Here is a 26,271-nt window from a genome sequence, read left to right as displayed (position 1 = left end):
AGCAACTGAATCTACAGACATCACTATAGCCCAGTAAGTTGCTTTGCCTGAAGTGATTAATTGTGCGTAGAAGTGTTCAGATGTAATAAATGACTGACATAAGCTGACACTTAAGTTCTGAACGAACCTGAGTATTTTATCGATAAAAAAACCGCCTTACGGCGGTTTTTTTCAAACTATAGCAACTGATTAACCAGCGCGACCAGCGCGTTTACGGTCGTTTTCAGTTAAGTGGCGTTTACGGATACGAATAGACAATGGTGTTACTTCAACCAGTTCGTCGTCATCGATAAATTCCAGAGCCTGCTCTAAAGCGTAACGGATTGGCGGAACCAGGTTGATGGCTTCGTCAGTACCAGAAGCACGTACGTTGGTTAACTGTTTGCCTTTTAAGCAGTTTACAGTTAAGTCGTTGCTACGGCTGTGAATACCAATGACCTGACCTTCGTACACTTCTTCAGCATGGCTGATGAACATACGACCACGTTCCTGCAGAGAGAAAATGGCGTAACCAGCAGCTTTACCTGTAGCATTAGAAATCAACACACCGTTCATACGCTGACCGATAGTACCGCCTTTGTATGGACCGTAGCAGTCGAAGCTGTGGTACATCAGACCAGTACCTGAAGTCAGGGTCATAAATTCTGTACGGAAACCAATTAAACCACGACTTGGCATGTTGAAGTCCATACGAATACGGCCTTTACCATCTGGTTGCATATTGGTCAGGTCAGCTTTACGCTCACCCATTTTTTCCATGATAGAACCCTGGTGCTGTTCTTCCACGTCAATGGTCACGTTTTCCATTGGTTCAGTTTTGACGCCGTCGTCCACTCTCATGATTACTTCAGGACGTGATACGGCCAGTTCAAAACCTTCGCGACGCATGTTCTCGATTAACACGCCTAAGTGCAATTCACCACGGCCTGATACTTTGAACTTGTCACCGTCTTCAGTTTCTTCAACACGTAAAGCTACGTTGTGTTTCAGTTCAGCATTTAAGCGATCTAAAATTTGACGTGAAGTAACAAATTTACCTTCTTTACCAGCAAACGGAGACGTGTTGACCTGGAAGGTCATGGTTACTGTTGGTTCGTCAACTTGCAGAGCTGGCAGTGGTTCCAGGTTGTTTGGAGCACAGATAGTGTCAGAGATTTTCAGCTCGCCTAAACCTGTGAACGCAACGATGTCACCAGCGTTGGCTTCAGTGGCTTCGATACGCTCCAGACCTAAGTAACCAAAGACCTGACCTACTTTAGCGTTACGTTTAGTACCGTCGGCACCAATCACTGTCACTTGCTGGTTAGGCTTTAAAGTACCGCGCTTGATACGACCGATACCGATAATGCCTAAGTAGCTTGAGTAATCCAGCTGAGATACCTGAATTTGTGTGTCACCGTTCAGTTCAACTTTTGGTGGAGCTACGTGCTCAACAATAGCTGCGAACAGATCGTTGATATCTGTTTTTGGCTCGTTGTAATCCAGAGTCGCCCAGCCGTTGATTGCTGATGCGTAAACGATAGGGAAATCTAACTGCTCGTCAGTTGCGCCTAAGTTGTCAAACAGGTCGAATACCTGGTCAATAACCCAATCAGGACGTGCACCCGGACGGTCAATTTTATTCACAACAACAATAGGCTTTAAACCGTGGGCGAAAGCTTTTTGAGTTACGAAACGCGTTTGTGGCATTGGGCCTTCAACAGCGTCAACTAATAACAATACAGAGTCAGCCATAGATAATACACGTTCAACTTCACCACCGAAATCGGCGTGGCCTGGTGTGTCCAGGATGTTGATGTGGTAACCGTTCCAGCGTACTGAGGTATTTTTTGCCAAAATTGTTATACCGCGCTCGGATTCCTGAGCATTGGAGTCCATTACACGTTCCTGCAACTTGGCGCGGGCATCAAAAGTACCAGACTGTTGCAGTAATTTGTCTACCAGAGTTGTTTTACCATGGTCAACGTGCGCGATAATGGCGACATTACGCAGTTTTTCGATCGCTGAAGCGGTTCCGCTCATTTATATTTCCTCTGTGGCACTAGCTGACCATAATCTTGACTACTAGGCATTGACTAAAAGTTGTTCGAATTCAAGGGCGCGTATTCTACTCTGTTTTTACGCAGAAAGAAAAAATAACTGTGATCTGCATCGGCTTATTTTTAGCAGTAGCATTTCTACCCAAAGTAATTGATGTTGCAGCGCGACGGCAAGTGCTTGAGACCCCAAGAGCATAGCCCACTATGCGACTGGGGCGAGAGCGCGCAGTCAACAAAGCTGCGGCTTCAAGTACGAAGGGTATAATTTCAACGCATTTTAGTGACAGCCTGATGAAACTTGCTATTTTAAGTGAAAGCACCAAGCTGGGGCTCTTGCTTCACAATGAAGCAACATTGCACCAAATTAATGCAAACCCTAATTTCGGCCTGAACAAAAAATAATAAAAAACCATAAAAATCAACACTATAAATACATGGCACGAGAATAGCATTCTATTATGCAAAGCTTTGGCCTAAGCCAGCATTAAAAAAACAGGTGCTTAATCGCACCCGTCAACAGCACAAACCGGAGGAATGCATGTCTGCATCTAAAGTACTGAGTTTTATCAAAGAGAACGACGTAAGATTTGTTGATTTACGCTTTACAGATACCAAAGGTAAAGAACAACACGTAACCATTCCTGCCAGCCAAATCAACGAAGATTTTTTCGAAGACGGCAAAATGTTTGATGGTTCTTCTATCGCCGGCTGGAAAGGTATCAACGACTCAGACATGATCCTGATGCCTCAGGCTGACACCATGTTATTGGACCCGTTCTCTGAAGAAACCACAGTGAACATTACCTGTGACGTAATCGAACCAAGTACTATGCAAGGTTACGAGCGTTGCCCGCGTTCTATCGCAAAACGCGCTGAAGAGTACCTGAAGTCTACCGGTATTGCTGACACTATATTGTTTGGACCTGAGCCAGAGTGGTTCATGTTTGACGACGTACGTTTCAAAAATACGATGTCTACAGCGTTCTTCGCTATCGATTCTGCTGAAGCGGCATGGAACTCAGACAAAGTATACGAAGGTGGTAACAAAGCCCACCGTCCTGGTATCAAAGGCGGTTACTTCCCGGTACCACCAGTAGATCAACACCACGATATTCGTAGCGCCATGTGTGTGGTGCTGGAAGAAATGGGTCAGACTGTTGAAGCACACCACCATGAAGTGGCTACTGCAGGTCAGAACGAAATTGCGACCCGTTTCAATACCTTAACTAAAAAAGCTGACGAAACTCAGGTTTTAAAATACGTGATTCACAACGTGGCTAACCTATACGGTAAAACTGTGACCTTTATGCCAAAACCTCTGGTTGGTGATAACGGTTCAGGTATGCACTGCCACCAGTCCTTAGCAAAAGATGGGGTAAACCTGTTTGCTGGCGATAAATATGCGGGTTTGTCAGAAACTGCCCTGTACTACATCGGCGGTATCATCAAGCATGCAAAAGCGATCAATGCGTTCACTAACCCTTCTACCAACTCGTACAAGCGTTTAGTGCCACACTTTGAAGCTCCTGTGATGCTGGCTTACTCAGCCCGTAACCGTTCAGCGTCTATCCGTATTCCACTGGTACCAAGTGCTAAAGCACGTCGTATCGAAGTGCGTTTCCCGGATCCGGCAGCGAACCCGTATTTAGCTTTCGTCGCTCAGTTAATGGCTGGTTTAGATGGTATCCAGAACAAGATCCACCCAGGCGATGCGATGGATAAAGACTTGTATGACCTTCCACCAGAAGAAGAAGCACTGATCCCTCAGGTCTGTGGTTCTTTAGACGAAGCTCTGGATGCACTGGATGCAAACCGCGCTATCTTCACTAAAGGCGGCGTCATGTCTGACGCGATGATCGATGCGTACATCGAACTGAAACGTGAAGAAGCTAAACGTGTATCTGTTGCAGTTCACCCACTGGAATACGAACTGTACTACAGCGTTTAATGACTGCTTAAGTAGCTGTTAGATACACCAAAACCCGCGCTTGCCGCGGGTTTTTCTTTGGTTGAAATTTGAGATCCATGGCAGGACAGATTAGAGTGGATACAGCAGCAGCCACAGTCAGGGTCTCTATGAAAAAACTCATTCTGTTTTTTGCTTTACTCTGCATCACTGCATTTTTCACCACTGCACTGTGCACCAGCGCCTTTGCCCAGCAGGTGTATGTCAGCGTCGACAAAAATGGTGTACCACTGTATTCAGATCAACCTGTTGCAGGCTCTAAAAAGCTGGAGCTGAAAGTTTCCCTGCAAAACCAACAGCCACAACAGGAAACCCAGATCAACCCACTAGCTTCGTTAACTGACGAAGCAGCTCCTTACCAAATCACTATATTAAACCCTGCAATGGAAGCCACTGTGATCTCCAATCAAGGCGAAGTGGTAGTGCAAAGTGATGTAAGTCCACAACTGGCTGATCACCACAAACTGCGTTTAGTTCTTGATAACAATCAACAAAGCCCATTACAGCAAAGCAGCAACTTTCGGCTGCTTGGTGTCGAAAGAGGTGAACATCAACTTCAGCTTCAAGCTCTTGATCAAAACGGCAAGCTAATTGCAGAAAGTACTGTAACAACCTTTTATTTACGTAAAAATACAATAGCTTCACCAAAATAGTGCGTTTAGACGGTGATCCGTCCGATTTTACAGTACACTGTGGAATTAGAGCACCATTTTGGTGCAATAGGTGAACGCAGTGACCCAACAAAAAAAGACGATGGATTTTTCCACCACCGACTTTACCGATCAACTTAGCACCGCCATATTGGTGCTGGATAGCCAACTACTGGTGCAGTATTTTAATACCGCCAGTTCGGCGATGTTTGGTGTGGGTGAAAAACGCCTGGCACAGCAGTATTTTTTCACCTTGTTTCAGTACACAGATTTAACCTCCAGCTTCTTTTTAACCGCACTGCAAAACCGGCAAGGTTTTGGTATCAGTGACGTGCAGGCCGTGTTGCTGGATGGCCGGCATATTCTGCTGGATGTCACTGTCAATCTTATTGAACAACCTAACTTAGCATTGATGCTGGAACTACGGCAGGTCGATCAGCAACGTAAAATCAGTCTTGAAAGCTTGCAACAGCACCAGCATCTAGCAGCACGGGAGTTGATCCGTGGTTTAGCACATGAAATTAAAAACCCTTTAGGGGGGTTACGTGGTGCAGCTCAGTTGCTGGAAGAATCGCTGAATGAGGATCAAAAAGAATACACTCAGCTGATTATTGCGCAGGCAGACCGGCTACGGAATCTGGTGGATCGTTTGCTGGGGCCTTATAAAGCGCCGAACAAAAAATCGTCTAACGTGCATCAGGTGCTGGAAAGAGTCAGCCAACTGGCTCAAATGGACAACCCCACTCATGTGCAGTTTGTCAGAGATTACGACCCCAGTATTCCGGACTTTTCATTTGATGCTGAATTGATAGAGCAAGCCTTACTGAACATAGTTGGCAATGCTCAGCAGGTGCTGACTGAAGGTGGCCAAATCACCTTACAAACCCGGATTTTAAATCAGCATACCATTCATGGTCGTCGTCACCGCTTAGTCGCAGCCGTCAAAGTGATAGATAACGGACCAGGTATTCCAGCTGAAATTAAAGACACCTTATTTTTCCCTATGGTCACAGGCAAACCCGGCGGCACAGGCCTGGGGTTGTCGATAGCTCAAACCTTAATTCACCAACACGGTGGCTGGATTGACTGCGAAAGCTGGCCAGGGCAAACCGCTTTTACTTTATATTTACCGCTCAATAACTCTGGAGAAGAAGAATGCAGCAAGTAGTCTGGATTATTGATGATGACAATTCGATCCGCTGGGTGTTGGAAAAAGCTTTAGCACGGGCTGATATTGCCTGCGAAAGTTATGCTTCGGCCGATTTAATGTTACAACGATTGCAGTATGAGCAGCCAACAGTAGTGGTATCCGATATCCGGATGCCAGGCACAGATGGCATGGCGTTGCTGACCAAGTTGCAGGAACTGTCGCCCGAGCTGCCAGTGATTATTATGACGGCACATTCGGATCTGGATAGCGCAGTCAACGCTTTTAAAAAAGGCGCTTTTGAATACCTGCCAAAACCTTTTGATATCAATGAAGCTGTGTCGCTTATTCAACGAGCCTTAGCTCATAGTCAGGCCAAACAACCCAAACAACAGGCGGTGGCGCAGACAGAAGTACCGGAAATTATCGGCGAAGCCCCTGCTATGCAGGAAGTATTTCGTGCCATAGGTCGCTTGTCGCGCTCCAGTATCAGTGTGCTGATCAACGGTCAATCCGGTACAGGTAAAGAGTTAGTGGCTCATGCGCTGCATAAACACAGCCCACGCTCAGAACAGCCTTTTATCGCACTGAATATGGCCGCCATTCCAAAAGATTTAATTGAATCCGAGCTATTTGGTCATGAAAAAGGCGCTTTTACCGGCGCAGCCAATTTACGTAAAGGCCGCTTTGAACAAGCCGATGGCGGCACTTTGTTTCTTGATGAAATTGGTGACATGCCGCTGGATGTGCAAACCCGTTTATTAAGGGTTTTGGCGGATGGCCAGTTTTATCGGGTTGGTGGTCATCAGGGCATCAGTGTGGATGTGCGTATTATTGCCGCGACTCACCAGAACCTGGAGATTTTGGTAGCCGAAGGCAAATTCCGTGAGGATTTATTCCACCGCCTGAACGTGATCCGTATTCAAATTCCTGCGCTGAAAGATCGCAAACAGGATATTCCAAAACTAGCGCAGCATTTCCTGCAACAGGCAGCCCGTGAGTTGAATGTTGAGGCAAAAAATTTGGCACCTGAAACCGAGAAATTTATTGCTCAGCTCGATTGGCCCGGTAATGTGCGTCAACTGGAAAACAGCTGTCGCTGGCTGACAGTCATGGCCAGTGGCAAACAAGTGCTCTTGTCTGACTTGCCGCCTGAATTAACCAGTGCACCTAAAGTAGTAGTGAATTCTGTTCCCGGCGGACAGCAAAGCTGGCAGGACGCTTTAGCAGCCTGGGTCAGTCAGAAACTGAATGCAGGCGAAGAAAACATACTGGCTGAAGCAGGACCACAATTTGAAAAAATAGTGCTGCAACAGGCACTGCATTACACTCATGGCCACAAACAGGATGCAGCCAAACGTCTGGGCTGGGGTCGTAATACGCTGACCCGTAAGCTGAAAGAGTTGAATATGGAATAGGGATGAGTTTTCATCCCTTGTTCAACTGAATATAAAAAAACCGGCCAGATGCCACATCGATACATCTGGCCAGCAGGAAATCAGTCCTTAGGTTCAAAAAGGCTCAAGCGCAATTTCTATGCTTTTGTAATACAAAGAAGTTAAACCTTCATACCCAGAATCTGTGCCAACAAAAACCCAAACCCTCCCCTGTCCATCGCTGTACAAAGGAATACGTTCACTGGTGGTGGTTTGTACCGTCTTTTCAGCAAATTTCGAACCATCACAAGCCGCTTCTTTGGCTGCAATATTGCCTATCACTTTGGCTTGAGTGCCGGACTCTGACTGCTGCCCCTTGTCCAGATTTAAGTAGTAACCTTCCTGTTTTGGCTCTTTGTCAGCATAACCAAACTTCAGATAAACACTCTCCCCCGGCGCGCCTCCCACTCCGGCACAGTCGGTGCCTGCATTGGATAAAAGCGTCAGCCGCACTCTGGCGTAATATTTAGTTGAAGGTTCAAGCCCGGAAAAGTGATTCTTCAGATACATAAACAGATCATCGCTGCGATTCATGCCTGAAATGTAAAAACCCTTTGTAGCTGACTCGCCTGGTAAAGCACGGATGCCCGACTCTAACTGGTAAGTCGCAGCATTGTCGGAAGGATAATCGGAGAAACCTGCGACCCAGCCGTGAGCACCTGAGTTGAAATCAAAATTATAGGCCTTGTCCTGCCCTAATAGCTCCATATTGCAGCCAGACAAAGACAACAGGCTTAAACCCACCAGAAAAGCTAAAGGCTTCATCACAGTTCTCCCTCAAGTTGTGCTTCTACCCAAGTAACTTGGAGTTGCAGAGAGGCGGCAAGCCAGTGAGACCCCAGGAGCATAGTCAACCTATGTGACTGGGGCGAGATGGCGCAGCCAACAAAGCTGCAGATTCAAGTACGACGGGTATAGTCTAAGAACAACTGGAAAAAACCCTGTGACCATTTGTAATGGATCAGTTGGCAAAAGTTACCGGATACAACCAAAGGTAAAACCAGCCGCAAAGTCGGCTGGTTCGAAAACGGCTGGTTTGTCTTAAGCTCAAACCTAAAGTGGGAAAGGTTGTTCTATGCTGACCGCAGGTTCAGTAAACCAACGGGGGCCAGAGGTCGTCATATAAAAATGATCTTCAAGCCGCACACCAAACTCCCCAGGGATACAGATCATCGGCTCGTTACTGAAACACATACCTACAGCCAGTGGTGTATGCTCATTGCGCACCAGATAAGGGCCTTCGTGAATATCCATCCCTATACCATGACCTGTTCTGTGCGGTAAACCAGGCAAGGCGTAATCCGGCCCTAAACCATAAGATTCCAGCACTTCACGAGCCGCAGCATCCACCAAACCACAAGCCATTCCAGGTTTTGCCGCCGCAAAAGCTGCCGCCTGAGCCGCCTTTTCAACAGACCAGATGTCACGTTGACGTTTTGTTGGCTCACCAAACACATAACTGCGGGTAATATCCGAGACATAACCCAATAAACGACAGCCGGTATCAATCAGTACCATATCGCACTTTTCAAGGTTTTTTGGTGTTTTCACCCCATGCGGGTAGGCTGAATCCGGGCCAAATAATACGATACAAAAGTAGGAACCGCTGGCGCCGACTTTGCGGTGGGCTTCATCGATAAAAGCTTCAACTTCAGTGGTACTGATGCCTTCATACAAGATGCTGGCAACGGCTTTATGAACTTCTAATGTCATATCCATAGCACGCTGCATAATGGCAATCTCAGCCGCTGATTTTTGTGCCCTGCAGCCTTGAGTAATGACTTTGCCGCTGACGATCTGCTGCTGTGGATTAGCCTGACGTAAACCTTCGAAGATAAAAAACGCACTGCTGTCATCCAGCGCCAGCACTGGATCGGTTTTAGAGCAGCTTTGTTTTAACGCGCTCAGCAGCAGCTCGTAAGGGTTTTCGTGCTCGTGCCAGCCCAGCACTTCGCCCTGAATCACCTGAAAACCTGCCAGAGTCGGGATTTCAAAGACTGGACTAATGTAGACAAGCTCTCCTTCTGCTGGCAACAAAGCTCCAACCAAACGCTCACTGGCATACCAGACTGTACCGGTGAAATAGCTTAAATTAGTACCGGCATTCAGATACAAAGCATCTATGCCCTGCTGCCGCATCAGCTGCTGTGCTTTGTGAATACGGGCTTGATACTCAGTAGAGCTGATAGCGTCTACGCCTGCAACCATGGGTTTTAAGCTATCCAGCGCCTGTTGTTTGGTTTTACCGCCTATCTGACTCATCATGTACTCCGGTATTCAGTTGATAGTCCAGAGTATGCAGCTGCGCCCACATGAATTAAAATGATATAAATTCAACACATCATGAATTGGATTCATCCATGCTACCCCCACTAAAAGCATTACAAGCCTTTGAAGCCACAGCACGACTAAAAAGCTTTAGCAAAGCGGCGGAACAGTTATTTGTCACCCAAAGTGCGGTCAGTCATCAGGTGAAGCTGCTGGAAGACTTTATTGGCCAGCCTTTGCTACTGCGGCAAAACAAAAGTGTGGAGCTGACCCAGTCGGGCGATATGTTGTATTCGGTGGTGCGGGACTGTTTTGTCCGGTTAAATTCAGTCACTCAGCATTTACTAAACCAACCACCAGTTCAGTTAAAAATTCTGGCACAAACCTCTATAGCGGTGGAATGGCTGGCACCACGACTGGAGCTGTTTAAACAACAACAGCCACAACTGGATACCTTGTTGGATATGGCCTCTATGGCAAACAACGCCGACCCGGAGCAGTACGATATTATTCTGGGGACCTGGCCAGCCCCTGCTGGATTTGTCAGCCGGCAGCTGCGCACTGAGTTTTGGTATCCGGTCTGTGCACCAGCTCAGTTTCAGTTGTTAACAACCAGCGATGCAGCTGAGTTACTGCAGTACCCGCTGTACAGTTCGGAAACGGGTGAAGACTGGCAGTTGTGGTGTCAACACCAACAGCTACGTAGTCCAGCGGCTATGCAGCTGCGTTATGTCAATCTGGCCTTGCTGGCGACAAAAGCTGTCAGTGGTGGCAGCGGCTTTGCGTTATCGAATGATTTTATTGCGGGACCAGCTTTAGCCAGTGGTCAACTGATGGCTTTGCGCCAATTCAGCTATCAACTGCCCTGGGGCCAGTATCAGGTGCATTACAAAGCCGACAGTATGCAAAGTACGGCTGTGGATTATTTTATTCAGTGGCTGACAACCCAATTGCAGCCACCTTCTGTTTAGAATTCAGTGCGCTGAGCATAAGCACGCCAAAACATCACGCCGCAGACGAAGAACACAAAAGCCAGCACCAGTGGCAAGCTGTTCCACTTGTTCATTACGATGATGTTGTCTTCTGGCCACAACAGTTTTTTATTGGTGGCTGAACTGCGTACACCGTGGATTAAAAAATCTCCGACTTTGTTTTCAATAAAAAATATCAGCTGATTTTCTCTATTTAGAAAACCGTATAACAGATGGGTATTGTCGCAATCCTGACGGCCCTGCAGTGGCAATAATTCGGTCGACAGGCTGCTTTTTAGATAAATAATACCTTTACCCCCTAAATCCGCATCACAGTGTATCCCGGTTAACACAGCTGGTACCTGCAATAAATCTGAGCCATCACTTTGTACTTTATATTTTGGAAAAAACACAAACACAGCCACAGCAGCGGCCGTTAATAGAAAGCTGAACAAGCTGCTCCACTTTAACCGCAGCGGACTCCAGTTCAGATAAGACAGGCTTTTTTTCATAGATCACCCCAAAGTGCAAAGACGGCTAAGGTACCAGTGTCATTGATTTTAGGAAAGTTAAAACCTTTCAGCGTTGTCTGCTGTCCCGTATTTAGCTGGTTCTACCTCGCAAGCCCCAGCAAGGCTGTATGCTCGCCAGCCGCAGCCCCATGACTTAAATCTGTAACACACTTAAGAAGCAAGCCTGTCCGGTCGCTTATAGCCACCAACCTAACAATTTCAATAACGCAAAGTGCTCACAAGGATAAATAATGTTTAAAAATATGTCGGTTAAAACAGGCATTGTACTGGTACTTGCCATCTTTAGTTTTGCTTTATCCAGTCTGAGTTTATACGCATGGTCCAGCGCACGCAGCAGTGACCAGGGGATGCAAGACCTGTACAACATGGCCGTGTTACAAGTGAATCCGTTAAGCGATACCTACGGTATGATGATGCGCAGCCGTATCGCTCTGGCGGCGGGTTTTGTTGAGTTGCAAGCAGGAGAGAAAGACAAAGCAGAAGTTAGCGCCACCCGGTCAAAAAAATTCCTGGCGGAAGCACACCCACGTTTTCAGCAATTTGTTGATGCAGGAACAGCAGGCAAACAAAAAGCACAGGTGCAGGAACTTCAACAACTTTTTGTCACTTACGATGCCGCAGTTAATGAGTCAATTCAGGCACTGGCTGATGGCTCAACAGAAAACTATATTGCAGCGAATTTAAAAGCCCGTGACGCCAACGCAGTATTCCAGGAAAAAATTCAGGGCTTTATGCAACAAGCCGAACAAGCAAACAGCAGTTATATGGCGCTGGCTGGTTCCAGATATCAGACGGCTACAGTCCTGACTGTGTTTTTTGTACTGCTCACTCTGACTTTATGTCTGGGCAGTTGGTGGTTTATACAAAAAGTCCTGCTGCAACCTTTGCAATTAGCAGGGCAACATTTTGAGTGGATGGCTGCAGGTGATTTAACCCGTCGTATTTTGGTCGATACCACTAATGAGCTGGGACGCCTGTTTGCAGGCCTGGAGCATTTACAACAAAGCCAAAAACAAACCATCAGTCAAATCAGTGGCACAGCAGCTCAATTGGCTTCTGCAGCAGAAGAGTTAAACGTAGTCACTGCACAAAGCTCTTCCGGTCTGGCCTTACAAAATGCTGAATTGCAACAAGCAGCTACAGCGGTCAATGAAATGACAGTAGCTGTTGAAGATGTAGCACAAAACGCAGTCTCCACCTCAGATGCTTCAATGGCATCGAACAAGCTGGCGATCCAAAGTCGTGCTGAAATGCAGCGCACTATAGACGAAACCCGTCTGATGACAGAGGAAATGCAACAATCCACTCATCTGGTTCAGCAGTTGTCGACTCAGGCAAAAGATATAGGCCAGGTTCTGGACGTAATACGGGCTGTAGCTGAACAAACCAACTTACTGGCGTTAAATGCGGCCATTGAAGCAGCGCGGGCTGGTGATGCAGGACGAGGTTTTGCTGTAGTTGCAGATGAAGTCAGAGCTTTGGCTTACCGAACTCAAAACTCTACCCGGGAAATTGAGCAAATGGTGGTGCAAATTCAACAAGGTACAGTACAGGCTGTGCAAGCTATGCATAACAGCAGCCAAAGAGCCGATGTCACTCTGGAATTAACCAGTAAAGCAGGCGAAGCGCTGGAACAGATATTTAACTCGATTAGCCATATCAATGACCGGAATTTGCTGATTGCCACAGCGTCAGAGCAACAAGCTCATGTGGCGCGTGAGGTGGACCGCAGTCTGGTCACTATCCGCGATTTGTCCTTACAAACTGCAGCGGGCGCCGATCAAACCAATATGGCGAGCCGGGAATTATCCACCATGGCAGCTCAGCTTATTAGTATGGTGCAGAAATTCAGAATTTAATGATTGCCTGATCAGTTGTCATAAAAAAACGGCGGCCTGCAAAACAGACCGCCGTTTTTTATCAGTTCAAATTAAGACTTAGCTTCGGCTCTTGCCTTGGCTTTTTCCTGCCATTTTTGCTGACGCTCGGCCAATTTAGCTTTTTGTTCAACCGTCAGCACTTTGTTGATCTCAAACTGTAATTTAGCGCGGGCTACTTCATGATCCAGCCTGTCTTTCTGCTTCGACTCTAACAAAGCACGTACTGCAGCTTCATCAAAAGTCTCAGCTTGCACCAGAGCCTTTAACTGATCCATCTCTGGTTTCACTTCATCACGTTTTGGCATAGTGGCGCGATGCTGTTCCATCAGGGTTTTAATCTGCTCTTTTTGTACATCTGTTAAATCTAACCCTTTTAAGGCTTTCATATGCAATCCCGCTGCCGGACCGTGGCCTTCGTGACCACGCTCTGGACCTGCAAAACTGCTGATGCTGGTTGTAGCTAATAAACCACTGAATAATAATGCAATCACTGTAGAATGTTTCATAGTGTCTTTCCTCATTTGCCTTGTTTGGCTTTCATTGCGACAGTGATAGCTTACGACACTGAATGCAAAGCAGCGCAAAGCCAACGTAAAGGTTGTGTAAAGGACTGCAACAAGTTTGCGCTGTCTTTTACACTGGCAAAAAAACGCTTCGGAGCCAGAATGACTTCTATATTAATGATTGATGACGATGTAGCACTGACCCAATTGGTAGCAGAATATCTGCAACTGGACGGCTATCAGTTTACCGCAGTGCATCAGGGGCCTGAAGGGCTGGAAATGGCGAAATCTAATGCGTTTCAGTTGGTCCTGCTGGATATTATGTTGCCGGGTATGGACGGCCTGACCTTATTAAAACAATTACGCCAACACAGTTATTGCCCTGTCCTGATGCTGACGGCACGCGGTGATGAAATAGACCGGGTGGTTGGGCTGGAATTAGGCGCCGATGACTATCTGGCGAAGCCTTTTAGCCCTCGGGAACTGGTCGCGCGTATTAAAGCTATTTTGCGCCGGGTGGAGCTTATTCAACAACAGCAGCAACCTCAGTCCAGCGTATTGCAGGTGAATAGCTTACGCTTGGACAGCGCCAAACGGCAGATTTATGTACAGGACAACCCACTGGTACTAACGGCAACTGAATATCAAATTCTGGAACTTTTAATGCGTCACGCCGGTGATGTGGTCAGTAAAGAAGATTTAAGCCAACTGGCTTTAGGCAAAAGACTGCAACTTTACGATCGCAGTCTGGATATGCATATCAGCAATATCCGCAAAAAGATTGCTCAGTATGATGATGCTGAAAAAATTCAAACCTTAAGAGGTTTAGGTTATTTGTTATTACAAGGCGAACATTGATGAACTGGTCCCGCTGTAATCCGGTGAACTATCTGGCTGGCCGCATCTTTTTGTGGTTTTGGCTGGTGTTGTCTGTGGCTGTGGCTGGCGCTATTTTACTGGCCAGAGGTTGGCCTGAACAAACCGAAATACGGCGTTTACCCCACCCTGTGGCTGAGCAGTTCAGGCACCTGAAAGAGCATTTTCAGCCTTTTGCCAACCTCGCTACCTTGCAGAAAGATTTGGAGCGCAAATACAAAGGCCGCTGGCTGATGGTGGATGTAGACAATAATCAGCTATTAAATCCGGATGCTTTGCCCTCTAATTTTGATCCAAACTGGCTGACCGAACTGTCGCAGCTGAACAGACCGCGTTTACTGGTCCATAAAAACACTTTTGTTGCGGGCCCTTTGCTCACGCTGATCTCAGGAAAGAATATCGCTTTATTCCAGTTAAAACAACGACCTGAACAAGCCTGGTGGCAATTCCATGCGCTGCCGGAAGGCTCATTACTGACTTTACTGCTGGCCGTATCGGCCGTAGCCAGTCTCATTCTGGCATTGTCTATCACCCGCCCTTTGCGCGAACTCAGCAGCAGTCATTTGAAATTTGCCCAAGGGGAGCTGGATAACAGGGTGACAGCTTTGGCTGCCCGTAAAGATGAACTGGGAGATCTAGGCCGGGGCTTTAATACCATGGCTGCTCAGATAGAAAATCTGATCCATAATCAGCAGCGCTTACTGCGGGATGTATCGCATGAATTACGCTCTCCGCTGACCCGCTCGCAATTGGCCCTGGCATTGCAACAGCGCCAGGGTGACCATCCACAACTGCAGCGTATTGAAATGGAGTTAAAATTACTGGACCAGCTACTGGATGAATTATTAACCTTCAGCCGACTGGATGCAGGCCAATACCCGTTGGAAAAACAGCAGTTGGACTTAACTGAATTACTCAGCGCTATTATTGAACTGAATCAGCTGGAAGCCGATGCGAAACAACAGCAGGTGCACCTGAACGCGCCTGAACAATGCTGGTTGGATGCAGACCAACGTTTATTAGGCCGTGCTATTGAGAATGTGCTGCGAAACGCTATTAAATACAGTCCGGCAGAAAGCCTGATTTTATGTACGCTTAAGCAACACGATCAGCAGCTGGAGCTACTGATACAGGATCAGGGGCCTGGTGTGCCGGAGGAGAGTTTATCGCAAATTTTTGCACCTTTTTACCGGGTATCCGCAGTGCGTGAACATCAGAATGGTACTGGGCTAGGGCTCGCAATTGCAGCTCAGGCCATACGGCAACATCAGGGCAGTATCGATGCTTCTGTGCCTGCAACCGGCGGTTTATTAATACGTATTTTGTTACCTCTGCCCCATTAAGGATCGTTGATTGTCTGCACCATCACATAAACCTCTGTCGGCTAGTTTTACTGAACAGCAACTGGTCCTGGCATTGCCCGCTTTGCAGCAGTTCTGGCAACAAGGTCAGCATCAGTCTTTTTTCAGTTTTGATCAAACACGGATTTGTTACAGTAGCTTCCGCCATCCAAAGCCACGAGCTGAAATAGTGCTGTCTCCAGGCCGTATTGAAGCTTGCCAGAAGTATCAGGAATTCTGCTTTGATTTGTATCAGGCAGGTTTTACGGTGCATTTGATTGATCACAGAGGCCAGGGGTTGTCGGACAGGATCAATGCGGATAGGCATTTAGGTGATGTGGCTGATTTTCAGCATTACGTGCAGGACTTCGCACTCTGGCTAGAACAGCATATAGTGCCAAAGCAACAAGCTCCACTTTTGGGGTTAGCGCACTCCATGGGTAGTGCCATTTTGTGCCGTTATTTACAGCAACATAGTGAGCATGCTTTTAGCGGTGCTGTTTATTGCTCCCCTATGTTTGGCATTCAAAGTAAACCTTTACCAAAAATTATCGCCACATCACTGGTGAGGCTGATTACAACACTAAATAATTTATGCGGCAGACAAAGCCGATACTTTCCAGGCCAAAAACCTTATCTGGATAAGCCCTTTACCGGCAATCATCTGACTCATAGCCTCGTTCGTTATCAGCAATTTCGTCAGTTGTATCAAACTCAAGCTGAACTGCAATTGGGTGGGGTATCCAGCCGTTGGCTACAACAATCCTTGAAGGCCATCACGGCATTACAACAGGCCCCGGCTTTGGTCTTGCCCCAGTTGATTGTTCAGGCAACTGAAGATCCTGTAGTAGATAACCAAATGCAGCAGCTTTATCAGCAGAAACACTTACAACAAGGAGAAGCTTGTGAACTGGTGAAGATTCAGGGGGCCTTGCATGAGATTATTTTTGAAAGCGACCCGCTACGTAATCAGTTATTCACCACACTCAACCGTTTCGTACTTCAGCTCGGACTCTGAATGTTGTGTTTCAGCTCGGATTCTGAATAAGGTTCAGCATGAATAATAACTTCGGCTTGTTTATAGAGAGCCATCAGTTGCTGCTCGGCCTGATCCACTATGGCATGAGCAGCCAGCAAAGATAAATCATCCTGCAATACCAGCCGCAGCTGAATAAATACATAAGGCCCAGCCTGACGGGTTTTTAATTGCTCCACTGCCAGCACTTCGGTTTGTGTCAGTAAGGTCTGCTCTATACGTGCCAGTTGCTCGGTGGGTAATTGTTCGTCCAGTAAATGCTGTAATGCTTCTTTGGCAAGCTCAAAGGCACTATAAAGTAAATAACCACAAATCAGCACAGCGACCAGATTATCCACCCAGAGGAAGCTTTGGCTGGCCAGAAACAGTGCAAACAGCACCAGCAGGTTCATCAGCAAATCACTGCGGTAATGCAGTAAATCGGCCTTTACCGCTAAAGAGCCAGTGCGCTGAATAATCCAGCGCTGTGCCATCACCAGAGTCAGAGTCAACAGCGCACAAAGCACAGTGATCCACATACCAAATTCCAGTTGCTGCACCACTTCAGCCTGATTAAAACGGCTGAAAGTTTGAGTCAGCAACAGCAAAGCCGCACCAGTTAAAAAGGCGGCTTGCAACAAGGCCATCACAGCTTCAGCTTTACCATGACCAAAACCATGGTTGTCATCAGCGGGACGCAAAGCATAACGCAGCACAGCAAAATTCAATACCGAGACCAGTAAATCCATGGATGCGTCAGTAAAAGAAGCCAGCACTGAACTGGAGTTGGTCGCCAGCACTGCGCTGAATTTCAGCAGCAAGATGGTTAAGGCAATACTCAGCGTCAGATAACCTGAGCGTTTGACCCAAAGTTGATAATCGTTCTGTGTAGTTTGCTTGCTCAAAGTGCTCACTCCAGCCTGTTTAGTTCTCAGCATCCATAGGCATTGTACGCCAATTTTGATACACTCACAGTGCTTAAGAATTTGGAAATCATCATGTTAGACATAGTGTTATATGAACCGGAAATCCCGCCTAATACAGGCAATATTATCCGCCTTTGTGCCAATACAGGCTTTCGCCTGCATTTAATTGAGCCATTGGGTTTTGCCTGGGATGACAAACGCATCAAAAGAGCCGGCCTGGATTACCACGAATTTGCTGATGTGAAACGCCATGCAAACTTTGCCGCCTTCTTAGCGGACGTCAAACCAACACGGGTTTTCGCCTGCACCACCAAAGGCAGCAATCACCACAGTGATGCGGCCTATCAATTAGGTGATGCACTGGTATTTGGCCCGGAAAGCCGCGGTTTGCCTGCAGACTTGCTGACAACTTTGCCTAAAGAGCAGTGGCTGCGTATTCCTATGACACCAGACAGCCGTTCAATGAACTTGTCCAATGCAGTATCGGTATTTGTTTATGAATCCTGGCGTCAATTGGGTTATGCAGGCGCCAGACCCTGAGTTTGCCAAGCCTGAAAGCATAGAGCTATAGTGTTACTCAGCTTGCTGATTTATCAGTATTTTTAATAAAAGATTGTCCGGGGAATGAATTCAGATGCTGCTGCGTTGCCTTAAACTTTGTCTGGCGCTTTGGTTAGTCTGCTGCAGTAGTGGTCTTCACGCTTATTTGCAAGTGCAGCCTATGGTGCACTCACGTCAGTCGCAGCATTTAGCCATTGAGCTTTTTACTCAGGATAAATCAGGTTTATTGTGGTGGAGCACCAGCACCCAGCTGCACCGTTTTGATGGTCATGAACATCAGTCCTACACTTTACCCGACGAATTACAAACTCAGGCTTTAGTCCAGCTGCTGACTTTAGATCAACATCAGTTGTGGCTGGCCAGCGTTGATCAACTTTGGTTGTTTGATCAAAAAAGCGCAGAGTTTCGCCAGATTTGGCAAAGCAAAGAGCCGATTAAAGCACTATTTTTAACTGCTGGCGCAGCTCCACTTATTTTAACTGAGCAGGAAATCTGGCAGTGGTCTTCGGAATCAACCGATGCCAGATTATTATGGCGTAGCAATAATACTGCAGCGGGTTGGGCTCAGGGGATCAGTGATGGTCTGTCGTTATGGCTCTGGTCAAAAGATGCCAAGTTAGCCCGCTACGATTTAGCCAGCCAAACATGGCAACATTACTCACTGAATTTGCCGCAACAAACCGATTTAGCTTTGGGACCGGATCAACAACTCTGGCTGTTGGTGCAAAACCAAACACTCTACCAGTTAAAAGAACAACAGCTTCAGGCGGTAACCACACCAGAGAATTTTTACGCCACTGCTCTGGAAGTCGACCCGCTGGGTCAGGTCTGGCTGCTATCGGCACAAAAGTTGTATTTATTTCAACCCGATACGAAAGACTGGCAAATTCAGCAGTTAGCGCAACCCTGGGTTCAGTTGTTTGCTGATCGTCATCAGAACATCTGGCTGGCAGATTCAGGTGGGGCTCTTGCATTGGCTCAGTCATCTGTTTTAGCAGTGCAGGCCAGCGGTCCCCCCCTGCTTCAGGATAATAAAAATCAGAGTTGGCAGTTGGAGCAGCAGCAATTAGTGGCGGTTAATCCCAAACCCGATCAGCAACCTGCTTTAGCTTTCCCTTTTGCTTTGGACCAGGTAAAAAAATTCTGGCACCACCAGCAGTATTTTGTCTGGATAGGCCAGCAGATCTGGCGTTATAGCAATCAGACCAAAAATTGGGTCTCTGTGGTGCAGGAACCTGTGGTGGATTTGGCGGTGGCTGATGACAGATTCTGGTATCTGACTTCTCGGGGTTTATGGCAATGGGATCAGGCCTCCGACAACACAAGGTTATTGAGCGATCAGGCCAGGTGGTTTTTAGTCCGTTATCAACCAGGGCAATTGTGGCTTTCAGGCAGCGACAGACTTTACTCTTATCAGTTGGCTGAACAACAACTGCGTACCTATGATATCCGCTCTTGTGACAAGCCCCCTTGCCTCGATGTAAGGCAAATTCTGGACTTAGTACCAGAGCAAAACGGTTTATGGCTGCTGACACCGGATCAGCTGTATCACTATGAAACAGAACAAAACAATACAAAGTTAACCTTGTTACTGCAAAACAAGTGGCAGGTGCCCTGGCAACAACAACATATGCTAAAGCAGGAGCAACAGATCTGGCTTTGGTCCAGGCAGCAGTTAAGTTTGCTGGATCTGAAAGACAACTCTCTGTTGCAGTGGCAACTAAATCAGGGTGAGTTATTGCTGCCATTTCAAGCCTGGCAAACCAGTAACCAACTGCTGATCAATAGCTCCATCAGCCGCTATCAATTGCCACAGGCGCAATACAAAACCTCAACCGTAGCTAACCCGTTGCGCCTTGAGCTTATTGCCGAAAATGGCCAATATCTGAAACAACAGGAACATCTGCTGCAACTCGACAGTTGGGGTCCTGAACTTGAGTTTCGTGTCAGTCATTATCCGACTGCAGGCAAACAGTGGAATTACTTCCGTTATAGTCTGGACAAGGCCCCTGCAGTGATGCTGACCTACCCTCAACGCCAATTTAAATTGCAACTGGACAATAGTGGTCTGTATCTGCTGTCGGTCGAAGCCAGTCAGGATGGTATGAACTGGCAACAGGCCGGAGAATATCAGCTGCAGTTTAATCGCTACTGGTGGATCCAACAAAGTTGGTTGTGGCTGATGTTATTTTTATCCGTGGTCATGCTTGCTTTGTTGTTATGGCGCTACCGTGTGCATCAAAACCGGTTGCACCAGCGACTGGAACAGCAGTTGATGATCAGCTCTCTGTTTGACAATACTCAGGATGCGGTCTGGTTAGGTGACGAGCAACTGCGTATCGAAAAAGTAAATCAGGCCTTTTGCCAGATCACTGGCTTTGATGCCAAACAGATGGAAGGACAGACGTTACAGCTCTTTACCGCACAAGGCCACCAGACTGAACTGATGAAAACCATAGTGCAGCAGTTGCAACAATTTAGCTTCTGGCGTGGTGAGGTCTGGAGTAAAAAAGCCAATGGCGATAGTTTTGCTTTGTCATTAGCTATCACTTTATTGTCGGGTAAAGGCGTGCAGGAACCGAAACTTTATCTTGCGATCTTCTCCGATGTGACTAACCGTAAACTGAATGAACGTGAGCTACGTAAGCTCAGTACCAGGGATCCACTTACCCAGTTGCCCAATCGCGCTTTATTTCTGGAACATCTCGACAGAGCCTTTTACAGCTGCAGCAGCCGTTTTCCACACTTTGCCGTGTTACTGGTCGATTTAGATCGCTTCGCCAAAATTAACGATTCATTAGGTCATGACAGCGGTAATCAACTGCTAAAAATGGTCGCGGAACGCCTGCAAAAACAGCTGCCGTCTGGCTATATTCTGGCGAAATTAGGTGTGGATGAGTTTGCCATTCTGGTGCCATCACATTTTAGTGTTGAGCAATTTGATTTGTTGTTAAACCGTCTGAGCCTGCAATTGCTGTTGCAAATCCGCCAGCCGCTGTCGCTTGGCGATCTGGAAATCACTCTGACCGCCAGTATTGGTATAGCTGTCTACCCGGACGATGGCCGCTCTTCAGATATCTTATTGCGAAGCGCCGATACAGCCCTGCATCATGCCAAACAAATGGGCCGCAACAATTCGCAGTTCTTTAATGACAAGATGCTGCAACGCACGCCTGAATATCTGGCGTTGGAAAGTGATTTATGGCGCGGTATCAGTCAGGGCGAATTTAAAGTGGTGTATCAGCCGAAATACAATGTCGGCAGCAATACCATAGTGGGTTATGAGGCCTTGTGCCGCTGGCATAACCCAACCAGGGGTTTGGTGTCTCCTGTGATGTTTATCCCTATTGCCGAAGAAAATGGCGTGATTATTCAGCTGGACCGTCTGGTATTCAGCCAGGTCTGTGCTCAAATTCAGCAATGGCAACAACAAGGCAGGATGCGGGGTCGGGTTGCGGTGAATTTGTCCGTACAGCAATTGCAACAACCTGATTTACTGGATTTCTTACAACAAGAACTGCAGCATTATCAGCTGGATGCCAGTTTACTGGAGCTGGAAATCACTGAAACAGCCATGATGCGTGATGCCGATCACTGCCTTGAAATGATGCATCAACTGAAGGCTATGGGCTTTACGCTGGCGCTGGATGATTTTGGTACAGGTTATTCGTCGTTGGGTTACCTGAAACGCTTCCCTATCGACACCTTAAAAATTGATCGGGCTTTTATCAAAGATATGGATACATCCGAGCAAGACCGTAATATCACATCCACCATTATACGGCTGGCTGGTTATCTGAAAATTGCGGTAGTCGCAGAAGGTGTCGAAACTGAAATGCAGGCCTATTTGCTGCATGTAATGGGATGCGAGGTTGTTCAGGGTTACTTATTCAGCCCGCCAGTGCAAGCCGAGCAAATCGCTTTACTGCTGGATAAAGAACCGAAAAGCGAAAACTAGAGGTAGGGGCTGTGCTTGCCCCGCCCGTCTCAAATTCCAATTCAATTCGGGCGAGAGAGCACAGCCAACAAAGCTGCGGCGCCAAATACGACGGTGATTTTACCCTAAGTAATTGAAGTTGCAGCGCGGCGGCAAGTGCACGAGACCCCAGGAGCATAGTAGTCCTATGTGACTGGGGCGAGCAGCGCAGCCAACAAAGCTGCGGCTTCAAAGACGACGGGTCTTTTATTCGTCGCGTTTTTCGCGGCCTAGTAAGTCCATCGCAGCCAAACGCGCATCTTTCCCCTGATACAACACCTGGTAAATTTGCTCTGTAATAGGCATTTCCACACCTACACGTTGCGCCAGATTAAAGACTTCCTTCGCATTACGATAACCTTCCACCACCTGACCTATGGCAGTCATGGCTTCGTCTACGCCTTTACCTTCACCTAATAACAAACCAAAACGTCTGTTACGGGATTGGTTGTCGGTACAGGTTAAAACCAGATCACCTAAACCCGCCATGCCCATAAAGGTTTCTTTTTTTGCACCTAAGGCACAACCTAAACGGCACATTTCCGTTAAACCACGGGTAATCAAAGCGGTACGGGCGTTGGCACCAAAGCCAATACCGTCGGCCATACCTGCGCCTATGGCGATGACGTTTTTCACAGCACCACCGAGTTGCACGCCAATAAAATCAGGATTGGTATAGACCCTGAAGGTTTTAGTGCAATGCAATAAATCGGATAAGGTAGTAATAAATTCAGGATCTGTGGAAGATAACGAAATAGCTGTTGGTAAACCTTTGGCTAGTTCTTTGGCAAAAGTGGGACCTGACAACACAGCTAAAGACACATCTTCACCGAGGATTTCTTTGGCCACATCCTGCAGCAAACGGCCGGTTTCAGGTTCCAGACCTTTGGTCGCCCACGCCACACGAGCAGCAGGCTGTAAATAAGGTTTAATTTGTCTTAGCGTGTCGGCAAACGCATGACTGGGCACAGACAATAAAAGATCCCGGCACGAAGCTACCGCATAGGCCAGATCATCAGTCACAGCCAAAGAATCAGGCAAGCGGATGTCCGGCAAATAGCGCTGATTCATTCGTTGTTCGGTCATCACGCGAATATCATCAGCGTTCCGGCCCCACAACAGAGTTGGATTACCATTCCGTGCCAGTGAAATAGCAAGGGCGGTCCCATACGAGCCCGCCCCTAACACAGCAATTGCAGCGTTCATTTTAAGACTGTAGTTCTACGCCTTGCTGGGCCTGAGCTTCAGCCTGACGTTTTTGTACATATTGAGCAAATAAGGCATCAAAATTCACAGGTGCCAGATTCAGTTGTGGGAAAGTACCGCGGTTCACCAGATTAGACACCGCTTCGCGGGCATAAGGGAACAGAATGTTTGGGCAGAACGAGGCTAACATATGCGCCATTTGTGCGTCTTCCAGCACTGGCACACTGAAAATACCGGCCTGTTGCACTTCACATAAAAACGCCACTTCTTCTTCAAGACGAGCAGTCACAGTCAGAGATAACACTACTTCAAAAGTATTGTCGTCTAACTTTTCGCTGCGGGTATCTAAGTCTAACTGAATAGCTGGCTGCCACTCTTTACGGAAAATTGCTGGCGCGTTAGGTGACTCATAAGAAATGTCTTTAACATAAATACGCTGGATGGCAAATTGTTCAGCGGCTTGTTGTTCGGCCATGATAAATCCTAGTTTTAATAATATTTAGTGATAGCTGGAAAGCTCACTGCAATCAGGCAGAGAGCATCGCATTCAAAGTACCGGCATTTTCCAGTGCAAAAAGATCGTCACAACCGCCTACATGAGTATCGCCAATAAAAATTTGCGGCACTGTGGTACGGCCATTGGCACGTTCAATCATGGCTGGGCGCAACTCTGGCTGTTCATCGATTTTAATCTCGTCAAACTGCACGCCTTTTTGGCCTAATAATGCCTTAGCGCGAACACAATAAGGACAATAGGCCTTAGTGTAAATAGTGACTTGTGCCATCTGGGCTCCGACTTACGTTTTACTTTTTAACCACAGGAAGGTTTGCACCAGTCCAGGTATTCATACCGCCCTGTAAAACAAAGACCTTGGTAAAGCCTTGTTTGCTCAAAGTAGCGGCTGCGCCTTGTGCAGACATACCTGCCTGACAGACTACTATGATGGGTGCGTCTTTTTTGTTTTCAAGTCCTGCAACGGCTTGAGTATTGATTTGTTCTGTTGTCAGATGACGGGCACCCGTGATATGACCCTTTTTAAAGTCTGCTTCTGCACGGATATCGATGACAGTGGCATCTTCTCTGTTCACCATCAGCGTCAACTGAGTTGGGCTAATTTGTTTTACCGAAGAGGTTAACGACTTAATCCAACTGACAATTAAGGCTAAAAATAAAGCCACCCACGCGGCGGTCAGGTACGGATGATTACTTAAAAAATCAATATATTGCTGCATAAACACCATTCTGTTTCATTTCAGGAGCAAAACTTTGCGGCCGAGTATACCTAGTTTGATAAAAGAATGCAGCATTGAAGCCCTATCCGTACTATTTCGTCACTGTTTTCACAGGAAAAACAAGGTAAGATAGGCCATCAAAACGATGATCAAGCAACAAGATACGGAGCCATGAGTATGCAGCCGAAAAAGCCGTTAGTCTTACTGATATTGGATGGATGGGGATACAGAGAAGAACGTGAGTCCAACGCCATTTTACAAGCCAATACCCCGGTAATGGACAAGTTATGGGCAGAGTATCCTCATACGCTGATTTCTGGCTCTGGTCTGGATGTAGGTTTGCCAGATGGTCAGATGGGTAACTCTGAAGTAGGTCATGTCAATTTAGGCTCAGGCCGTGTGGTGTATCAGGATTTTACCCGCATAACCAAAGCTATCCAGGATGGTGATTTTTTTACCAACCCAGTGCTGGTTGAAGCGACACAGGCTGCTGTGCGCCATGGCAAAGCCGTGCATCTGATGGGCTTGTTATCGCCAGGTGGTGTGCATAGTCACGAAGATCATATTATTGCGATGATTGATTTAGCCAAACAGCAAGGTGCTACTGAAATTTACCTGCACGCCTTTTTAGATGGCCGCGATACCCCACCACGCAGTGCGGAAGCCTCATTGCAACGGGTAGAAGATCACTTTAAGACTATAGGCGTAGGCCAGGTTGCTTCTGTGATTGGCCGTTATTTTGCGATGGACCGCGATAAACGCTGGGATCGTGTGCAGGCGGCTTATGACTTGTTAACTCAGGGCAAGGCTTTGTTTACTGCCACTACTGCAGTGGATGCATTAAAAGCTGCTTACAGCCGCGACGAAAATGATGAATTTGTTAAAGCCACAGCCATTAAAAATGCTGCTGGTGATGTGATTAAAATGCAGCAAGGCGACAGCCTGATTTTTATGAACTTCCGTGCAGACCGTGCCCGTCAGTTCAGCCGCGCTTTTATTGATGCCGATTTCACAGGTTTTGCCCGTGAGTATCAGCCGCAACTGGCCAGCTTTGTAATGTTGACTGAATACGCTGCTGATATTAAAGCGCCTTGTGCTTACCCACCAGAAAGTCTGAACAACGTTTTAGGTGAATGGCTGGCCAAACACCAGAAAACTCAGTTACGTATTTCAGAAACTGAAAAATATGCCCACGTCACCTTCTTTTTCAGTGGTGGCCGTGAAGACGTATTTGACGGTGAACAACGCATTCTGGTGCCATCGCCTAATGTGGCCACTTACGATTTGCAGCCAGAAATGAATTCCACCGAATTGACCAACAAATTGGTGGGAGCCATTCATAGCGGCGAGTTTGATGTGATCATCTGTAATTATCCAAATGGCGATATGGTCGGTCACACAGGTATTTTATCTGCTGCCATTAAAGCAGTGGAAGCAGTGGATCACTGTATTGGCCGTGTGGTGGAGGCATTGCAGCAGGTGGGTGGTGAATGTTTAATTACAGCCGACCATGGTAATGCTGAGCAAATGCAGGATCCGGAATCTGGTCAGGCTCACACAGCCCACACCAGCGATCCTGTGCCCCTGATTTATGTTGGCCGCAATGCCGCAGTGACGCCAGGTGGTATTTTAAGTGATATAGCTCCAACTATGCTGCACTTGATGGGCATGCCTATCCCTGCTGAAATGACGGGCAAAATTCTGATGAAGACAAATTAATGCCAGCAAGACTCGTCAACTCTAGA

The 26,271-nt window shown here is 47.1% G+C and carries 22 protein-coding genes; 12 read left to right on the top strand and 10 right to left on the bottom strand.

Annotation, left to right across the window (positions count from 1 at the left end; genetic code table 11):
• Positions 1 to 189: 189 nt before the first annotated feature.
• Entirely contained in the window at positions 190 to 2,022 is a 1,833-nt protein-coding gene (typA, locus tag LSG34_RS04590; RefSeq protein WP_233007644.1) for a translational GTPase TypA, read from the bottom strand.
• A 555-nt stretch (positions 2,023 to 2,577) separates the two neighbouring features.
• Between typA and glnA the strand changes: the two genes are divergently transcribed.
• The 4 genes from glnA to glnG all read left to right on the top strand — a co-directional run bounded on the left by glnA (position 2,578) and on the right by glnG (position 7,220).
• Positions 2,578 to 3,987 carry a glutamate--ammonia ligase gene (gene glnA, locus LSG34_RS04585; RefSeq protein ID WP_233007643.1) on the top strand — a complete coding sequence of 470 codons (1,410 nt, stop codon included), beginning with the start codon at positions 2,578 to 2,580 and terminating at the stop codon, positions 3,985 to 3,987.
• 128 nt (positions 3,988 to 4,115) lie between these two features.
• The gene (locus LSG34_RS04580; RefSeq protein ID WP_233007642.1) at positions 4,116 to 4,658 is read left to right on the top strand and encodes a DUF4124 domain-containing protein; all 543 of its coding nucleotides are present in this window, start codon (positions 4,116 to 4,118) and stop codon (positions 4,656 to 4,658) included.
• A gap of 79 nt (positions 4,659 to 4,737) precedes the next feature.
• The gene (glnL, locus tag LSG34_RS04575) at positions 4,738 to 5,823 is read left to right on the top strand and encodes a nitrogen regulation protein NR(II) (RefSeq protein WP_233007641.1); all 1,086 of its coding nucleotides are present in this window, start codon (positions 4,738 to 4,740) and stop codon (positions 5,821 to 5,823) included.
• Positions 5,811 to 7,220: a nitrogen regulation protein NR(I) gene (glnG, locus tag LSG34_RS04570; RefSeq protein WP_233007640.1), complete on the top strand. Its 1,410-nt coding sequence runs from the start codon at positions 5,811 to 5,813 to the stop codon at positions 7,218 to 7,220. Before glnL ends, glnG begins: the two co-directional genes overlap by 13 nt.
• 93 nt (positions 7,221 to 7,313) lie before the next feature.
• Here glnG and LSG34_RS04565 read toward each other — a convergent pair whose 3' ends face one another.
• Both LSG34_RS04565 and LSG34_RS04560 read right to left on the bottom strand, forming a co-directional pair.
• Positions 7,314 to 8,003 (bottom strand): hypothetical protein, encoded by a 690-nt coding sequence (locus LSG34_RS04565; protein WP_233007639.1) that lies wholly within the window; start codon positions 8,001 to 8,003, stop codon positions 7,314 to 7,316.
• 288 nt (positions 8,004 to 8,291) lie between these two features.
• The gene (locus tag LSG34_RS04560) at positions 8,292 to 9,500 is read right to left on the bottom strand and encodes a M24 family metallopeptidase (RefSeq protein ID WP_269822789.1); all 1,209 of its coding nucleotides are present in this window, start codon (positions 9,498 to 9,500) and stop codon (positions 8,292 to 8,294) included.
• Between the two features lie 98 nt (positions 9,501 to 9,598).
• Between LSG34_RS04560 and LSG34_RS04555 the strand changes: the two genes are divergently transcribed.
• On the top strand, positions 9,599 to 10,477 hold the full coding sequence (locus LSG34_RS04555; RefSeq protein ID WP_233007637.1) for a LysR family transcriptional regulator: 879 nt from the start codon (positions 9,599 to 9,601) through the stop codon (positions 10,475 to 10,477).
• Here the strand turns inward: LSG34_RS04555 and LSG34_RS04550 are convergent.
• Entirely contained in the window at positions 10,474 to 10,989 is a 516-nt protein-coding gene (locus LSG34_RS04550; RefSeq protein WP_233007636.1) for a hypothetical protein, read from the bottom strand. The two genes, LSG34_RS04555 and LSG34_RS04550, sit on opposite strands and share 4 nt — an antisense overlap.
• A 251-nt stretch (positions 10,990 to 11,240) precedes the next feature.
• Here LSG34_RS04550 and LSG34_RS04545 point away from each other — a divergent pair, with 251 nt between their 5' ends.
• Positions 11,241 to 12,869 (top strand): methyl-accepting chemotaxis protein, encoded by a 1,629-nt coding sequence (locus tag LSG34_RS04545; protein WP_233007635.1) that lies wholly within the window; start codon positions 11,241 to 11,243, stop codon positions 12,867 to 12,869.
• Between the two features lie 71 nt (positions 12,870 to 12,940).
• On the opposite strand, the gene LSG34_RS04540 is transcribed toward LSG34_RS04545, so the two are convergent.
• Entirely contained in the window at positions 12,941 to 13,396 is a 456-nt protein-coding gene (locus LSG34_RS04540; protein ID WP_233007634.1) for a Spy/CpxP family protein refolding chaperone, read from the bottom strand.
• Positions 13,397 to 13,555: 159 nt separating this feature from the next.
• On the opposite strand from LSG34_RS04540, the gene LSG34_RS04535 reads away from it, so the two are divergent.
• The 3 genes from LSG34_RS04535 to LSG34_RS04525 are packed head-to-tail and all read left to right on the top strand — an operon-like array spanning position 13,556 to position 16,627.
• Positions 13,556 to 14,251 (top strand): response regulator transcription factor, encoded by a 696-nt coding sequence (locus tag LSG34_RS04535; RefSeq protein ID WP_233007633.1) that lies wholly within the window; start codon positions 13,556 to 13,558, stop codon positions 14,249 to 14,251.
• Positions 14,251 to 15,612, top strand: coding sequence for an ATP-binding protein (locus LSG34_RS04530; RefSeq protein WP_233007632.1), 1,362 nt, complete (start codon positions 14,251 to 14,253; stop codon positions 15,610 to 15,612). Before LSG34_RS04535 ends, LSG34_RS04530 begins: the two co-directional genes overlap by 1 nt.
• A 10-nt stretch (positions 15,613 to 15,622) precedes the next feature.
• Complete coding sequence (locus tag LSG34_RS04525; RefSeq protein ID WP_233007631.1) at positions 15,623 to 16,627, top strand: alpha/beta fold hydrolase; 1,005 nt, start codon at positions 15,623 to 15,625, stop codon at positions 16,625 to 16,627.
• On the opposite strand, the gene LSG34_RS04520 is transcribed toward LSG34_RS04525, so the two are convergent.
• Entirely contained in the window at positions 16,612 to 17,529 is a 918-nt protein-coding gene (locus LSG34_RS04520) for a cation diffusion facilitator family transporter (RefSeq protein ID WP_233007630.1), read from the bottom strand. The two genes, LSG34_RS04525 and LSG34_RS04520, sit on opposite strands and share 16 nt — an antisense overlap.
• A gap of 93 nt (positions 17,530 to 17,622) precedes the next feature.
• Here LSG34_RS04520 and trmL point away from each other — a divergent pair, with 93 nt between their 5' ends.
• Both trmL and LSG34_RS04510 read left to right on the top strand, forming a co-directional pair.
• The gene (gene trmL, locus LSG34_RS04515; RefSeq protein ID WP_233007629.1) at positions 17,623 to 18,090 is read left to right on the top strand and encodes a tRNA (uridine(34)/cytosine(34)/5-carboxymethylaminomethyluridine(34)-2'-O)-methyltransferase TrmL; all 468 of its coding nucleotides are present in this window, start codon (positions 17,623 to 17,625) and stop codon (positions 18,088 to 18,090) included.
• Between the two features lie 94 nt (positions 18,091 to 18,184).
• Positions 18,185 to 22,069 (top strand): EAL domain-containing protein, encoded by a 3,885-nt coding sequence (locus LSG34_RS04510; protein WP_233007628.1) that lies wholly within the window; start codon positions 18,185 to 18,187, stop codon positions 22,067 to 22,069.
• A gap of 225 nt (positions 22,070 to 22,294) precedes the next feature.
• Here the strand turns inward: LSG34_RS04510 and gpsA are convergent, their stop codons facing one another.
• From gpsA to LSG34_RS04490, 4 genes are read right to left on the bottom strand one after another with little or no spacing between them, the layout of a single operon-like run.
• Entirely contained in the window at positions 22,295 to 23,293 is a 999-nt protein-coding gene (gene gpsA, locus LSG34_RS04505) for an NAD(P)H-dependent glycerol-3-phosphate dehydrogenase (protein ID WP_233007627.1), read from the bottom strand.
• 1 nt (position 23,294) lies between these two features.
• The gene (secB, locus tag LSG34_RS04500; protein WP_233007626.1) at positions 23,295 to 23,768 is read right to left on the bottom strand and encodes a protein-export chaperone SecB; all 474 of its coding nucleotides are present in this window, start codon (positions 23,766 to 23,768) and stop codon (positions 23,295 to 23,297) included.
• Between the two features lie 52 nt (positions 23,769 to 23,820).
• Complete coding sequence (grxC, locus tag LSG34_RS04495) at positions 23,821 to 24,078, bottom strand: glutaredoxin 3 (RefSeq protein ID WP_233007625.1); 258 nt, start codon at positions 24,076 to 24,078, stop codon at positions 23,821 to 23,823.
• Positions 24,079 to 24,097: 19 nt separating this feature from the next.
• The gene (locus LSG34_RS04490; protein ID WP_233007624.1) at positions 24,098 to 24,526 is read right to left on the bottom strand and encodes a rhodanese-like domain-containing protein; all 429 of its coding nucleotides are present in this window, start codon (positions 24,524 to 24,526) and stop codon (positions 24,098 to 24,100) included.
• A 177-nt stretch (positions 24,527 to 24,703) separates the two neighbouring features.
• On the opposite strand from LSG34_RS04490, the gene gpmM reads away from it, so the two are divergent.
• Positions 24,704 to 26,245 (top strand): 2,3-bisphosphoglycerate-independent phosphoglycerate mutase, encoded by a 1,542-nt coding sequence (gene gpmM / locus LSG34_RS04485; RefSeq protein WP_233007623.1) that lies wholly within the window; start codon positions 24,704 to 24,706, stop codon positions 26,243 to 26,245.
• The last annotated feature ends 26 nt before the right edge of the window (positions 26,246 to 26,271 follow it).

Source organism: Rheinheimera faecalis, assembly GCF_021290965.1.
GTDB classification, from domain to species: domain Bacteria; phylum Pseudomonadota; class Gammaproteobacteria; order Enterobacterales; family Alteromonadaceae; genus Pararheinheimera; species Pararheinheimera faecalis.
This window is presented reverse-complemented; position numbering and strand designations above follow the sequence as displayed.